Annotated in this window: 17 protein-coding genes; 2 read left to right on the top strand and 15 right to left on the bottom strand. The window is 54.3% G+C overall.

Going from position 1 to position 12,801, the window contains the following annotated elements:
• Window positions 1-432, top strand: a 432-nt coding sequence (locus C233_RS24605; protein ID WP_026314922.1) for a hypothetical protein, incomplete at its 5' end; no start/stop codon positions are given.
• Between the two features lie 73 nt (window positions 433-505).
• Here C233_RS24605 and C233_RS0118500 read toward each other — a convergent pair.
• From C233_RS0118500 to C233_RS0118455, 10 genes are read right to left on the bottom strand one after another with little or no spacing between them, the layout of a single operon-like run.
• On the bottom strand, window positions 506-2,644 hold the full coding sequence (locus tag C233_RS0118500) for a BACON domain-containing protein (protein ID WP_018669022.1): 2,139 nt from the start codon (window positions 2,642-2,644) through the stop codon (window positions 506-508).
• Window positions 2,641-3,120 (bottom strand): hypothetical protein, encoded by a 480-nt coding sequence (locus C233_RS0118495; RefSeq protein ID WP_018669021.1) that lies wholly within the window; start codon window positions 3,118-3,120, stop codon window positions 2,641-2,643. The genes C233_RS0118500 and C233_RS0118495 overlap by 4 nt, the downstream gene beginning before the upstream one ends.
• Window positions 3,117-3,926 carry a hypothetical protein gene (locus C233_RS0118490; protein ID WP_018669020.1) on the bottom strand — a complete coding sequence of 270 codons (810 nt, stop codon included), beginning with the start codon at window positions 3,924-3,926 and terminating at the stop codon, window positions 3,117-3,119. The genes C233_RS0118495 and C233_RS0118490 overlap by 4 nt, the downstream gene beginning before the upstream one ends.
• Window positions 3,910-4,212 carry a hypothetical protein gene (locus C233_RS0118485; protein WP_018669019.1) on the bottom strand — a complete coding sequence of 101 codons (303 nt, stop codon included), beginning with the start codon at window positions 4,210-4,212 and terminating at the stop codon, window positions 3,910-3,912. Before C233_RS0118485 ends, C233_RS0118490 begins: the two co-directional genes overlap by 17 nt.
• Window positions 4,193-4,477, bottom strand: a complete 285-nt coding sequence (locus C233_RS0118480) for a hypothetical protein (protein WP_018669018.1) — start codon at window positions 4,475-4,477, stop codon at window positions 4,193-4,195. The genes C233_RS0118485 and C233_RS0118480 overlap by 20 nt, the downstream gene beginning before the upstream one ends.
• Before the next feature lie 12 nt (window positions 4,478-4,489).
• A complete protein-coding gene (locus tag C233_RS0118475; protein ID WP_025069105.1) occupies window positions 4,490-4,717 on the bottom strand; it encodes a hypothetical protein in 228 nt (75 codons plus the stop codon).
• Between the two features lie 2 nt (window positions 4,718-4,719).
• The gene (locus C233_RS0118470) at window positions 4,720-5,361 is read right to left on the bottom strand and encodes a hypothetical protein (protein ID WP_018669016.1); all 642 of its coding nucleotides are present in this window, start codon (window positions 5,359-5,361) and stop codon (window positions 4,720-4,722) included.
• Window positions 5,358-6,320 carry a hypothetical protein gene (locus C233_RS0118465; protein ID WP_018669015.1) on the bottom strand — a complete coding sequence of 321 codons (963 nt, stop codon included), beginning with the start codon at window positions 6,318-6,320 and terminating at the stop codon, window positions 5,358-5,360. The genes C233_RS0118470 and C233_RS0118465 overlap by 4 nt, the downstream gene beginning before the upstream one ends.
• Before the next feature lie 3 nt (window positions 6,321-6,323).
• Window positions 6,324-6,920: a DUF6046 domain-containing protein gene (locus tag C233_RS0118460; protein WP_018669014.1), complete on the bottom strand. Its 597-nt coding sequence runs from the start codon at window positions 6,918-6,920 to the stop codon at window positions 6,324-6,326.
• Window positions 6,921-6,922: 2 nt separating this feature from the next.
• A complete protein-coding gene (locus C233_RS0118455; RefSeq protein ID WP_018669013.1) occupies window positions 6,923-9,538 on the bottom strand; it encodes a phage tail tape measure protein in 2,616 nt (871 codons plus the stop codon).
• Here C233_RS0118455 and C233_RS0118450 point away from each other — a divergent pair.
• Window positions 9,537-9,785: a hypothetical protein gene (locus tag C233_RS0118450; protein WP_018669012.1), complete on the top strand. Its 249-nt coding sequence runs from the start codon at window positions 9,537-9,539 to the stop codon at window positions 9,783-9,785. The genes C233_RS0118455 and C233_RS0118450 overlap by 2 nt on opposite strands.
• Before the next feature lie 141 nt (window positions 9,786-9,926).
• Here C233_RS0118450 and C233_RS0118445 read toward each other — a convergent pair whose 3' ends face one another.
• From C233_RS0118445 to C233_RS24910, 5 genes are read right to left on the bottom strand one after another with little or no spacing between them, the layout of a single operon-like run.
• Window positions 9,927-10,232, bottom strand: a complete 306-nt coding sequence (locus tag C233_RS0118445; RefSeq protein ID WP_018669011.1) for a hypothetical protein — start codon at window positions 10,230-10,232, stop codon at window positions 9,927-9,929.
• 22 nt (window positions 10,233-10,254) lie between these two features.
• The gene (locus C233_RS0118440; RefSeq protein ID WP_034778326.1) at window positions 10,255-10,695 is read right to left on the bottom strand and encodes a hypothetical protein; all 441 of its coding nucleotides are present in this window, start codon (window positions 10,693-10,695) and stop codon (window positions 10,255-10,257) included.
• Between the two features lie 2 nt (window positions 10,696-10,697).
• On the bottom strand, window positions 10,698-11,879 hold the full coding sequence (locus tag C233_RS0118435; protein ID WP_018669009.1) for a DUF2586 family protein: 1,182 nt from the start codon (window positions 11,877-11,879) through the stop codon (window positions 10,698-10,700).
• Between the two features lie 11 nt (window positions 11,880-11,890).
• Window positions 11,891-12,103, bottom strand: coding sequence for a hypothetical protein (locus C233_RS0118430; RefSeq protein ID WP_018669008.1), 213 nt, complete (start codon window positions 12,101-12,103; stop codon window positions 11,891-11,893).
• Between the two features lie 11 nt (window positions 12,104-12,114).
• Window positions 12,115-12,576 carry a hypothetical protein gene (locus C233_RS24910; RefSeq protein WP_244149083.1) on the bottom strand — a complete coding sequence of 154 codons (462 nt, stop codon included), beginning with the start codon at window positions 12,574-12,576 and terminating at the stop codon, window positions 12,115-12,117.
• Window positions 12,577-12,801 lie beyond the last annotated feature (225 nt).

Raw genomic sequence — 12,801 nt, 5'->3', positions numbered from 1 at the left:
TTTAGTTCTGACGGAACTTCTGTGACAGCGGAAGCAACCTCAACAGAGGCTACTCGTAGGGGGATTGTCACTTTCACACAAAACAATAGCGGAAAACAGGTATCAGTAAATCTGTTACAGGAAAAGGTGATAATAAATACTATCATTTTCAAACCGCAGAGTCATTATACCGGTTATTTTGTTACTGCCGAGTATCCTTTGACTTCTGACGTTTATATAACACTTAAAGGCTCTCGCAGATACAATACTGGCGGACCGGACATAGACGAAGATTTTACAGATACATTCAGATTCAGGAAAGGTGATACAGAAGGGGAATATTTTTACGACCAAATGGACCTTTGGCTGACTGTATACGAGATTGTTTCCATATCTCCAGAAAAAGATGAAGGTTTTAGGTATGTGGTTAAGATAGAGGAATATTCAAGTTAATACAAAATACACAAGGTTAATAATTAAATAAGCAACCGGACAGATAGTCTTGCCCGGTTGCTTATTTTTCTTATCAGCCAACAATTTGCACATCAAGTTCTATCTCCTTACCGCTTTCTTTTTGAGTGATTCTGCACCCCATTTTAGTCCCTTGGTCCATCCATGTGATATCCTGCCCCTGATAAATAAACCGCATACCGGTTGATTTTTTGTAAACATCAATAGAACCTTCCGGGTCTCCTTCCTGGGTAGATGCATAATAAGTCTCATATGTCCAGTCTACCTCCCTTCTGCCAATTATGACATGCCCGTTAACTACCGTCCGCAGTTCGCTGGTTATTTCTGAAACAGCATCCCCTTCTATGCCATTATGAAACCTTATCTCGTCCGGATTAGCTGCCAGGTAATACTCAGTAGTGACAATTCCGGCTGCTTGGGATAGAGAGACCTGCATGGATTTCTCACTGTCATTCTGCGTGAAAGTTATATAACCATTTCGGGTATCAGTTGCCTGGTTCTCTGCTGCCGTCACCGCAGTTCCGTCAGAACTAAATCCGTCCCCGGAAGCTGAAGAAGAATACCCGACGTTCTCCTGCACCCCGTTTTCAATGCCGTTAACCGTCTGGCGCCTGTACGAAGTCACAGAAACCTGTTTCGTACCGCCTATGGCATCAAATGAGAGTGAGGACGGGCTGACTTCAAACGTGTAGTTCCAACCTTCCGTACCTTTGGTCTGCGAGAGTGACACAGACACCTTTTTCCCACTTTCCGACTGTATGAAAGTAACTGTTCCGCCCCTATCGGAGAGCGTGTTGTTCTGCCCTGCAATCACCGAAGTCCCCGAGGTACTAAATCCTGTACCGGTAACGGAAGACGAACAACCCACGTTTACCTGTTCTCCCGTATAGCTACCATTGATATACTTGCGTTTGTACGAAACGACCGAAACGTCTTGGGTACCACCAGAGGCGTCAAATGAAAGTGTTTCCGGGGCAACGGAAAGTGTATATTCCCATGTGACCTCGCCGACCGCCTGGCTAAGTGAGACGTCCACCGTATTCCCGCTTTCCTCCTGTGTGAACGTCACAGTGCCGCTACGTCCGGATTCCGTACCGTTCTCGCTGGCGGAAACAGTAATACCGCTGACCGAGAACGCGTCGGAACCTGCCGTAACGACCGGGCTGAAACCGACAGAAACAGGGCTTCCCGAATCGGTGCCGTTAATCTTCTTCTGCTTGTTTGAAGTGACGACCACGTCCTTCGAAGCGGCAGCGCTGCCGAAGTCCAGCACTGTGGGAACTACTGTGAAGCTGTATTCCCATGTGACCTCACCGGCCGCTTGGCTGAGTGAGACGGTCACCGTCTTGTCCGAGCCTTCCTGCGTTACCAGAATCGAGCCGCTGCGTTCCGATTCCGTATTGTTCTCTTTGGCCGTCACCGCCACGTCCTCTATGGAGAATGTATCGGTACCGGAAATTACGGCTGCCGTATAGTCGACCTGTTCTGTTTCTCCGGTAGGAGCGCCACCAACGTATTTCGTACGGTAGGAGGTAATGGAAAGCCCTTTCACTTCTTCCCCTGCACCGAACGAGAGCGAGCCCGGGTTCACCTCCAGCGTGTATTCATAGCTCACCTGTTGCGAGAGGTCGTATTTCTCCTGCAGGGTCTGTCCGTCGTCAAAGACAATCATCGAGGCCGGATGCGTTTTCGAGTGGGTATAGCCTATCAGACTGTTCAGCCTGTCGCGCTCCTCAGCCGTAAGGAACACATGCCTGCTGTCCTGAATCACGTCTACGAAAGTCCCTCGCCTGTTTGTCTTGAGTTCTAGGAAAGGGACATTCTCCGGTTTGACGACGCTCGCTGCGGCGTAGTATTCGTAAGCGATAGGTTTCATGGTCCCATCCACATACTGGCGTTTTACCGGCGAGTTCGCCAATGTCAGGTAGAGGGGCATCGGAGTACCCACCATACCGGAAAACGGTACGACCTTGAAACTGTTGCCTCCATCGGCGTCAGTCCCTTCCAGTGCGACCAGCCCGGCCGTCAGGTTGTAGGTACCGTCGGTGTTCTTCGTTGCCCTGCATCCCTTGATAACACAAGGACCGTATTCCTCAAAAAAGCCGTCCAAAGCTTTCAGCGGTTCGGACTGCAATTCCAGAAAATCCTCCGCCGCCCATTGCCGGATACCCGGCACTTGTACATGTCTTTTCATTGCTGTATAATTTTATAGGTGATTAATGCCTGTTTGAATTTCTCTATATCGATTTCCACCAGGGTTCTGTCTATGCCTTCAGGGATATACACGATGAAGTTCACCCCCTCGAACTTGTCCCTTACCTCATTCTCCAGCGGTACGGGTCTTGTCTGCCTTTCGTCCTCCAGGCTGATTTCCGGCCACATTGTCCGGCCCTCGCTTTCCAGCCCCACCAGCAACAGCCCGTTGTTGAACGTCTCTATCCTGATGTCGACCGGCTCATTGTATTTCTTTCTCAGGTAACTCTCGAGGACCTTTACCTGCGAGTTGACATTTATCATCATCCGGGTATCCTCACGCCAGGCGGTGAAACTGTCAAACAGTTTTTGAAGCAAGGAAGCGAACACGCAGAGGAAGCCTATACGGACCGGCTGCCGTTTGTGTGGCGGCAAAAGCTGCCGGAACAGGTTCCTGCAATTCATTTTCAAATTCATGGTTCCAATACTTTTACGGATTTAAGGACAAGCGAGCTGTCCCCGTCATATTCAAAATATCCCGATTCCAGTTCCGCACAGATATCCACCGGCAGGAAATCCTCATCCGTAGCCCCCTTGCGTTCCATTGTCAGGAGGTTACAGGTCGTCACTCCCGGCACGTCCATAACCGCATCGATGAACTGTTGCCGGTAAATCATGGAGTCGAACCCGAGCGAGGACTTGAAGGTGTCCAGCGCCGTGAGAACGTCCCCGTTCACCTGTGTCAGCGGAGTGGCCGGGTCGTAATAGACTTCCAGCCGGTAACGTATCCTGTCCTCGGTCGTGGAAACGATGCTGGTATCCACACCCGCAAACTTTATGGCATCGATATAACCGGCGAAGTTGTACCTCTCTTCCAGCGAGAGCGGCACGATATTCCCCTGCTCGTCCTGTTTGGCTGCCTTAATGACAAGCCGGTTGGTTTCCTCGCGTATAGCCACCACTTTAACTATACGCGCCTGTTCGTCATCCTCTGGGTAATAGAGCATCGCCCTGTCCGGGTCGAACGACAGTTCGTGCCCGTTCTGGAAACGGTAGCACATCTCGGCGTACCAGCGCACCGTCCCCGGGGTTACCTTCTCAACCAGCGTGTCCACTTCTTCCCGGAACATGTCCAGGATAATTTCAAACGTATGTATGGCCGCCGCAAACACATACGTCCACAACCGCCACTCCGCCACCTTCGATGAGGAGAGCGTAAGCCCCGACTCAGTCTCGAAAACCGAAATGATAGCGTCCTGAATTTCTTTAATTGTCCGTGCCATAATCTTTCAAATCATAAGTCGTTACGTCCCTGTCTATTTCCCGAAGGATATTCTTTTCAATCAGCCGGCTGTCCGTATCGACAAGCAACGTGCTGCCCTCAGGCAGCGGCAAGTCAAAATAGAAACCGCCGTCGCTTTCCCCGATGCCGGCTTCCGCCGCTGCCCGTAGGTCATTCCCCATTCCGGGGTTATCCTGCATGAGCTTGCCCACCGCCTCACAGGTGCCATACTGTTCTATGGCAATGTCATATATCGTCTGGTTCGCCTTAACCGTTACTTTCTTCATACTCCGCCACCACATTATCCAAAGAGACTTTCGACACCTTCATGCCGTCCCGCGTGAATTCCTTACGGATACTCCGCAGCAGTCTGTCCGGTTCATTGTCATTTATATATTCCAAGGCTCCTACACCCGTTTCCGGGCTTTCCCTGTAATGTCCCTTATCCGCCAGCAGTATGTCCCGCTGGTGCTGCCCCGTACTTTCCGTATAGAGGATGTCGCCCGCCTGCAGGTCGATATCCCCGTTAGCCGTATGCCCGATATCAATCATAAACCCTCCCTGTTACGATATTGTACACTGGAATGTTCCCGTCACCGGTCCGCCCGTTGCCGGGGCTACAAGCCCGGTCGTATAAGTTATCTGCGCGCTTTTGATTGCATTCATGAGGGCGTCCGCAATCTTGTCCGCAACCTTGTCGATAGCCCCGTCCCGGTCATCGCCCTGCTGGTCCATCACCTGCGTAAACGCGCTTTTAACCTCTCCCTTGATAGTCGCTTTGTTCAATGGCATAGTCAATCCTCCAAATAATTAGACAAATCCTGCTGCACTTTCTGAAAATCGGTGATGTTAATGGGCGGGCCGCTGGGGCCGACACCCGTTGTCACCGTCAGTTTCTGTATGGCTGTCAGAAGGTCACCGAGCGTTTTCTTCAGCCCCGAGCCGCCCTTCTTCAAGGTAAGGCCGCCCGTCGTTATCCTCACGGTCGTCCGGTCCGAGAGGAGCGTCAGGGCTTCCGCTTCATGGGTGACCTTCGTCTGGCCGTTTGTCACTTCCAGCCTGTCCGCATCGATATGCACGCTTACCTTGTCACCTTTCCTGATGTCGATGTTGTCGGGGCCCGCCTTCAGCTCCGTGTCGCCGGCGGTAAGCACAATCCCGTCTATCTCACCGAACCGGCATACGAACAGCTCGTTGCTATTTCCGATACGGCATACAAGGACGGTGCTTTGCAGCCTGGGGATAAAGGCAAAGCCCTGCAGCTTTGAATCGACCAACGCGCGCAACCGGACGTCGAAATAGTCGACCTGGCCGTCACGCCGCACCGTACAGGTGAACTCCTTTTCGTCCACTTCCGTCACGACGGCCTGAAAAACGGTGTCCCCGCCTTGCCGCCGGTGAATGGCATGTCTGATTTCCTCTATATCCCTGTTCATACCCTGATACCGATTTCTATTTTCCTTCGCGCCCCGCCCGTCCCGAACGTCACCTCCGTACTTTCGATATAGTAGCTCCCGCCGCGTTCCCGGTAAACCGGGTCATCCAGCTGCGCCACCATGCCCGGCAGTGCATAGGGAACCAGGAAGGTTTCAATCCTGCCCCGGTAGCCGTCGAAGCGGTAGCGTTCCAGTTCTTCGCGGGCCAGCGCCTTCAGCTCGCCGGCGTCCTTCACGTCATAATAGTAGAGCGTTTTCGTCTCGCCGCCGTCCTGGCCGATTTCACCCTCTATCTTCGTGCCGTCCTTGTAATAGCATACGGCCTTTACCTTCAGCCGCACATCCTCCGCAAGCTGGTATTTCAGGTCATCGTCCCTGACGACGTTGTAACGGAGCCGGTATTTCACCGTCTCGCCCTGCACTTCGTGCGCCTTGCCCGCGTACAGGTTACCGTCCATGTCGAAGAATACGGCCAGGCCGTACTCCTTTTTCAAGAGCCCGAGCACCCAGCTGCCGGGCTTGTTGTTGATGACGAAGTTCTTCAGCGTAAGGTCCGTACAATACGCCGTATTGATTTCCGGTAAAACGGTGCTCAAACACTGTTTTAACGTGGTCTCCTTTCCGGAGAAGACACAGTTCACAGAGCGCGTCCGGTAATATTCGTCCTCGCACTCTATTTCAAGCGGGACCTTATAGTTCAGCCGTTTCACGTAGCCGGCAAACTCGGTGTTCAGGCTCCCGTCGTACCCCAGTTTGATTTCCACCGGGTCGCCTACCTTGACGGCCTGCGCCGTCTCGATGTACGTAGGCGCCTCTCCCGTATGCTTCAGCACGGCGGTAACCGGAACCTTGATTACCGCAGTGGCGGCAAGGCTGTAGATGCTTCTCTTTATCCGTACGTCATGTACCGACTTGAAAGAGACATTCCCGATTCTTATTTCCGAACAGAGCACGAACATGGCCTACTTGATTATGAGTTCAAAACTGCGGTCCGTCACCAGTTCCATTTTAAACATCTGGACTGTTTCGGTCCCTTTCATGTCCGATATGTCCATGCTGCGGATAACCACCCGGTCGTCTTCCTCGAGGAAGATGTCCGTAAGCGCACATTTCAGGATAACGGATTCATTGATGCCGTAAAGTTCGTTCAGCTCCGTCAGGGCCGCCTCCGGAAAATCGTCGGACAGGGCGACACCCAGTATGCTGATTTCGTAGTCGTCCAAGCTGATAAGCTCCTTGACGGAACCCTTGCGTCCTACCATGGGAGTTTCGACGATATTCTTTTTCCCGGTAAAGGATATGACGGCGTTGGGTATCTCGTACTCCCTGCCCTTGTGTTCCAGAACGACGGGCATGAAATAATATCTTCCCATGGCGTCCTTTTTACGGAGGACCGAACCCAAATCCGTATTCGTCTTCTCACCGGCCGCCTCCCCGTCGTACTCATATTCGGCACCGGGTTCCGAACGGTCTGCCGCGGGCAGCCATACGCCGGGATAGGGCAACCCCTTGTAGCCTATGACGTCCAGCAGTATGTCCTTTATATTGAAATTTCCCATAGTTACACTTCGTATATTTCGTTCAGCACGTTGATAATCTCCTGCCGGATGGTGTCTATGCCCTTGCCGTCAGTATTCTGTACATGAATGGTAATCTGGTCGCACACGCGGTCTATCCGTATCGTCCGGGGCTCCCTTTCGCCACGGTATCCGAACCCTGCCTGTTCCGCCACGGCTTTCGTGTCCTGCACCGCGTAGGCGTCGGATACGGAGCCGGCAGGTGCCGGAGTATTCATGGCAAGGGGAACGGTCATCATGGCGGCAATCTTGCGCACATTCAGCATGATGTCCTGCAGGTAGCCGTTCTTCTCAGGAGTGTATTCCTGGGCGTTCTCCGGGGCTTTCACCGCATCCGCCAGGCGTGAACGGGCGTCCATGCCCTTGCCGGACACACCGGCAGCGGAGGCCGGAGCACCGGGGGCGAAGTTCACCTGCAGGGGAGACAGCCTGGCGGTTGCAGCCGTATAATCGGAAGACTCCTTATAGTTCCGGGTGGTATCGTTCAGGTCCAGGACATTCCCGGACTTGGAACCTTTCCCGCCGGCAAGCTTTTTCATCAGGGTGTCGTAATCCACCTGCGGGGTAGCGGCCGCCGCCGGTACTTCCGGTACCGGAGAGGCGGGAACGTCAATGCCGTTTTTCTTATCCTGAGAGGCACGCCAGCTCTCGCTTCCGCGCCGCGTGCCCTTATCCCATGCAGCCTGCCAGTCGCCCCTCCGCTTCATATCCATACCGATAGATACGGGATTGGCGCCCAGCACGCCCTTGCCGATATCCGTGAAACCGGCTTTCGCCTCTTTGGCGACCTCCTTGAAATTACCTTTCACCAGACTTACCAGGGCGGAACATACCTTGCCCAGACCGCCCAATACCTGCTTGAAAGGAGCCACAATGGAATCGAGCAATACACGCCCGAACTCCTTGACGGTCTCCCAGCAGCCGTATATTACCCTGCGGAATCCCTCAAATTTCTGCCAACAGTAGGCTACGGCGGCGACCACTGCGCCTATGGCAGCCGCCACCCATGTCAGTGGACATGCCCACAGGGCTGTGTTAAAGGCCAGCTGCGCACCCGTAAGGAGCCATGTCGCGCCCGCCTGGATGCCGTCCCATACGACCTTGGCCTTTTCAAGCAGGATGACCGATTTTGTACGGGCGTAACTGATTAGCAGGCCGGCGGACAACGCCGCTATGGCGGCGGTCAGCCCCCATATCAGGGGATTGCCGTTCTGGAGCTGGGCATACCACCAGGCAAACAGGCTGCCGACAGTATCCACGACCGTACATAGACCGCTTAGGACGATACTTGCAACATCCAGCCCGGTGCTGACAAGCGGCAATACGAGTTCGCCCACACTCAGGCCTATGTTCTTGAACTGGCTCCACACTTCGGTAGCCTTCTGCATGGTGTTTCTGGAATAGTTCATGGCTTTGTCCGTCTCACCGGAGGAGCTGGAAACCTCGTCCATGGATTCGCGCAGCTTGGCGATGTCCGAAATCATGACGGCAAAAGCGCTTTTCGCTTCCTTATCGACCAGCCCCAGCTTTTCAAGCAGCGAGGACTTCTGTTCGTCACTGAGGCTGCCCATGACGCCTTGCAGGTCCGAGAAGATGTCCACCATGCTGCGTATCTTCCCGGTATCATCGAACACCCTCACGCCGGCTTTCTCCATTTTGCCGCGTACATCCGCGCGTCCCAGTACGGAAAAGGCATTCTCCATAAGCACGGCGGCGCGTTCGGCCGACTGGCCTTTTCCGGTCATGTAGGCAAACGTGCCGGCCACCTCCTTGTAGGCGATGCCCAGGTTGCTGGCGCCGGCAATCAGATTGGGCATGTACCGGGCAAAATCGGCGAACTCGCCGGCTCCGACGCGTTTGGCGGCAAAGAACGTGTCGAGCACTTCCATCGCCGTAGCATTCTCCTTGCCGACAATCGACAAGGTTTGCGCCAGTGCCGCCGAAACCGTGTCGAGGTCGGTAAAACCGGCCTTGCTCCCTTTCAGCGAGGCGTCCAGTATGGAGAGTGAGAGCTCCACATCATTGAGCTGCGAGTTTATCTTCTCAAAACCCACGGGAGCTACTAGGATGTCCGTCCTGTTGTCCCTGGCAATCTGTTTGAGCCTGTTACGGAGCTCCGCAAGCGACTCGCCCTCCAGCTGGGCGGTGATATTCACCTGTGCCATGCCTTCGTCGAAGCTCATGGCCGACTTTCCTGCAAATCCGACAGCCGCGGAAGCCGCGACCAGCGGGTTGCTTATCAGGTCACTGCCGGGAATGGCGGCGAAGGCTTCACGCCCCCATTTCTTGAACTTCCCCCCGTTAAGGGATTCCAGCCTGTCAATCTCCCTGTTGAGCGCCTTCATCTCCCGGTTGTAAGCCCGGATACCTTCGATGTTATCGGCGGGAATCCATTCGCGTTCCGCCTGCAGCAGCGCAATCTTCTCGCGCAAGGCACCCAACGTGCGCCCCGTCTCGTTGAACGTCCTGTTCACGCCAAGGTTTTTCTTCTCCAGTTCGGCAAATTTTCCCAGCATTCTCTCGGAAGTTACGGTAATATTGCCTATCTTAGCGGAAACCTTGTCCTGTAGACTAAAAATATATTCAAGTGTATTTGCCATGTTGGGTACTGTTATTGCAATCTACGTTATCGCCGGTTCGGCTTACTGGGCAATCCGGCTGGCTCCGGCCTTCCTGAAATGGGCTCTGGTTATCATAGCCATTCCGGTACTGGTCCCTGTCTCGATGGCAAGGTCGCTGCCCGAATATCTCAGTAAAGGGGGAAAGTGGTACCGGTACCGCTGGCTGGTCTATACGGCATTGTTCCTGGCAGCCTTGAACGTCATCCTATTTTCCCTGCCCGCATAACGGCCAGCGCCCATTCCGCCATTCTCACCTGGTGCGCCCATTCCTCGTCTGAAAGTTCCGTCGGGTCCATGTGGAGCACGGCACGGATAAGGGTGTCGGCCAGGAACAGCCAGCCGCTCTCGTTTCCGACCCGTGTCCCGCTCAGAGCTTTTTTAGCGTGGCCTCCTTTATCTCGATGATTTCCGCCAGCTGTGCCGATACGCCCAGGAACAGGGCATCGTCCGTCTTGATAGCCTCGTCACCTTCAAGCCAGCAGTTACTGAGCAGCACTTCGTTGTATTTCATCGGGTCCTGCTTGCCGAGGACGGCGGCCGCTCCCAGCGCCTTGCGGCCGGGCCTTTTCAGATAGGCCGTATGGCCGTCGACATCCACGCGGTATACATCGCCGTACTTGTCTTTCCACTCCTGAATCTTCTCTCCGATAGTCTTTTCTTTCTGTTTTTCCATTGTCTTCATTGTTTAGAGGGGTCTACAATACGTTATATTCCACGTCCAGGGCTATGAACGGCAGGGCGATTTCCATCTGCAGGTCGTCCACCTTCATGCCGTGGGGTATCTCCGTAATGGATACGTTCACCACCTTGTCGGTCGTGACTACGCCGCTGTCAGGTACGTAGGAGACGACCACGTCGAAATCGATATCGGTGATATCCTCGTAGCCCTTCTCCTGCGCGGCACGGTTCAGGGCGATAAGCTCGCTTTGCAGCAGGGTTATCGTGCCCTCGTATTCCTTCTTGCCCATCTGGATACCGCGGGCTTTCCTGCCGGCGGCGAACAATGCCTCCTTCTGGCGTTTGGACTTGTACTCGATGCCGCGGAGTCCGACAACCTCGCGCCCGAGCATTACGACATTCACATCAATCCAGGCATATTCCCTGGAATTGAAAACGGTTCCTATTGCTGTTCCCATAATCATGCAGGATTTTCAAGTGATAAGTTTACGGTGATTTCTCTCAGGGTGGCGAGCGGGACTATCTTGCAGGTGATTTCCATGTGCCCGTTGGCAAGGATATTCTGCGAGGGGTCGATATAGGCAGTGAACGAACTGATTTCACCGCTCATATTGGTGTTCACCGCACGGATGATGCTTGCCTCGAACGACTTGCAGACGGCTGTCGGAATGGTACCGGCATCCGGGTCGACCTCTATGTTGTCCAGGATTTCATCGACATAAGTACGGTATGCGATGACGGCCGCCTTGTCGATGACACGTCTGGAGCTGAGGTAACAGTAGCTGTCGGTCGTGGGGGCTGCCGTACCGTCGCCGCTCAGGTAATAACCGTTCTTCCCTATATAGGTACGGTAGAAGATGTAACCGGCATCATTCAGCAGGTTCAGGTGGCTGAAATGGTCTTCCGGCGTCCTGCCGTCGGTCATGTAGCCCGTAGTGGCTATCGCGCCGTCACGCACACGGCCGATGTTCTGGTGTACGGAGATTTTTGCCGCACGTCCCAGTACCTGGCCGATTGCGGCGGAATACAGCTTGCTTTCACCCACCTTGCCGTCCGAGGCCATAACGACCGCGACGCGGTTGTAGCTTCCTTCACGGGGCTGGTACAGACCGTCGGTCTCGCCAGTCCAACCGGTTGCGGGAAGCAACACCCGGAACGGGGCTATCTTCTCGAGGAAGTCGTCCGCAACCGCCTGGGCGGCGGCAATGGCGGTGATGACGTCCGCGTCGATGCATTCCTCCTGGGTCATCTCATACGCGGCCGGGGTATTGCGGTTGATACCCACCAGGCGGATACGTCCTGCCGCGGAATTGATAAGCTTCTTCAGGGGGGAATCGTCCGTGCTGGCACATATCTGTGTCAGGGTGGTGGCCTCGCTCACCACGAGCAGGTGGAGTTCCGCGCCTTCGCCGGCTTCCGTGTAGAATGCGGTAAGCTCCTTGACAAGCAGCGGGTTCGTCTTTTCCTCGATGCCGTATTTCTTCAGGTCCGTCATGCCGCCGAGCACATAGGCCTTGTTCAGTTCCAGCTTCTCCGCAACTGCGGTACCGGTAAGTACCATGCCGGCGATGCCGTCATCCGACAGCGTGACACGGCCCATGCTGCCGCTGCCGATTGTTATCTTTACGTTTGGTAAGTTCATTGTCTTCTCATTTAATAGGTTCTTAACTCGCCGCGTCCGATGCACCTCTGGTGCGCCTCGGCGGCTTTCTTATCGTCCGGGAATACAAGGCCGTCGCCTGTGACATGGAATTTCTTCGCACGCGGGTAACATCTCCGGTATTGTTCCAGAAAGTCCGGTTCCGGTCGGTCGGCTGTTCCCGCCACCGTTTTTTCCGATACTGTTTTTTGTTCTTTAATATCCATTCGAATGCTGTTTAAAGGATTTTTGTAAGGTGCCTTTTCAACAGGCGGAAAGCAAGGTATAGCAGTGAGACCCGTCCCGCCCATATCTGGAACCATTGCAGGCCGGTAGGCTCACGTACCACTTCCGGAGGCGGTTTTTCTTTTTCTTCCATGAGTTCCCCCCGTATACGCGTGTTTTCTTCCGTAAGGATGAGTACCTGGCGGGCCAGGCTGTCACAGGTGGCGGTCACTTCCAGGCTGTCCTCCGATATCCGGGTGACATTGACGGTGGCCTGCCCGCTGCGGCTGCTAAAGCCTGTGCCCACCGGTATCGTCTCCAACAAATTCACCGGGAATTTCGTCTTCGCTACGCTGGGCGGTACGGCTTCCTGCAGGAGAGCGAACCCGCTTTTGCTTGCCAGACTGTCTTTTAGGGCGTGGCTGCTCCGTATCTTCTGCGGGCTTCTGCAACTCGACGCGGATAGGGCAATCATCCCAGTGACGACAAGCAGTAGCGCGAGCCACCGTGCGATCGAGTCGGGCGATGGCCCTGTATAGTTTTCTGTTTTCATCTTGAATCTTTATTAATTCTTCACGGAGCATATTGATATTGTCCAGATAGGCGGCATCGATGTCGCCTCCCTGGCGTGCCTTGGATAACTTCCGGTTGCGGTACCAGTTTATAGCCTGTACGGCAAAGCCGCCGGGCACCGCATACA

Origin of the sequence: Bacteroides gallinarum DSM 18171 = JCM 13658 (assembly GCF_000374365.1) — a bacterium.
GTDB classification, from domain to species: domain Bacteria; phylum Bacteroidota; class Bacteroidia; order Bacteroidales; family Bacteroidaceae; genus Bacteroides; species Bacteroides gallinarum.
Note: the sequence above shows the minus strand (reverse complement) of the source record. Positions and strands in the feature narration are given on the sequence as shown.

Bases quoted from the DNA above. Each gene is read 5' to 3' on its own strand.
- C233_RS0118500 (WP_018669022.1), bottom strand. From the start codon at position 2,644: ATGAAAAGACATGTACAAGTGCCGGGTATCCGGCAATGGGCGGCGGAG.
- C233_RS0118495 (WP_018669021.1), bottom strand. From the start codon at position 3,120: ATGAATTTGAAAATGAATTGCAGGAACCTGTTCCGGCAGCTTTTGCCG.
- C233_RS0118490 (WP_018669020.1), bottom strand. From the start codon at position 3,926: ATGGCACGGACAATTAAAGAAATTCAGGACGCTATCATTTCGGTTTTC.
- C233_RS0118485 (WP_018669019.1), bottom strand. From the start codon at position 4,212: ATGAAGAAAGTAACGGTTAAGGCGAACCAGACGATATATGACATTGCC.
- C233_RS0118480 (WP_018669018.1), bottom strand. From the start codon at position 4,477: ATGATTGATATCGGGCATACGGCTAACGGGGATATCGACCTGCAGGCG.
- C233_RS0118475 (WP_025069105.1), bottom strand. From the start codon at position 4,717: ATGCCATTGAACAAAGCGACTATCAAGGGAGAGGTTAAAAGCGCGTTT.
- C233_RS0118470 (WP_018669016.1), bottom strand. From the start codon at position 5,361: ATGAACAGGGATATAGAGGAAATCAGACATGCCATTCACCGGCGGCAA.
- C233_RS0118465 (WP_018669015.1), bottom strand. From the start codon at position 6,320: ATGTTCGTGCTCTGTTCGGAAATAAGAATCGGGAATGTCTCTTTCAAG.
- C233_RS0118460 (WP_018669014.1), bottom strand. From the start codon at position 6,920: ATGGGAAATTTCAATATAAAGGACATACTGCTGGACGTCATAGGCTAC.
- C233_RS0118450 (WP_018669012.1), top strand. From the start codon at position 9,537: ATGTTGGGTACTGTTATTGCAATCTACGTTATCGCCGGTTCGGCTTAC.
- C233_RS0118455 (WP_018669013.1), bottom strand. From the start codon at position 9,538: ATGGCAAATACACTTGAATATATTTTTAGTCTACAGGACAAGGTTTCC.
- C233_RS0118445 (WP_018669011.1), bottom strand. From the start codon at position 10,232: ATGGAAAAACAGAAAGAAAAGACTATCGGAGAGAAGATTCAGGAGTGG.
- C233_RS0118440 (WP_034778326.1), bottom strand. From the start codon at position 10,695: ATGGGAACAGCAATAGGAACCGTTTTCAATTCCAGGGAATATGCCTGG.
- C233_RS0118435 (WP_018669009.1), bottom strand. From the start codon at position 11,879: ATGAACTTACCAAACGTAAAGATAACAATCGGCAGCGGCAGCATGGGC.
- C233_RS0118430 (WP_018669008.1), bottom strand. From the start codon at position 12,103: ATGGATATTAAAGAACAAAAAACAGTATCGGAAAAAACGGTGGCGGGA.
- C233_RS24910 (WP_244149083.1), bottom strand. From the start codon at position 12,576: ATGATTGCCCTATCCGCGTCGAGTTGCAGAAGCCCGCAGAAGATACGG.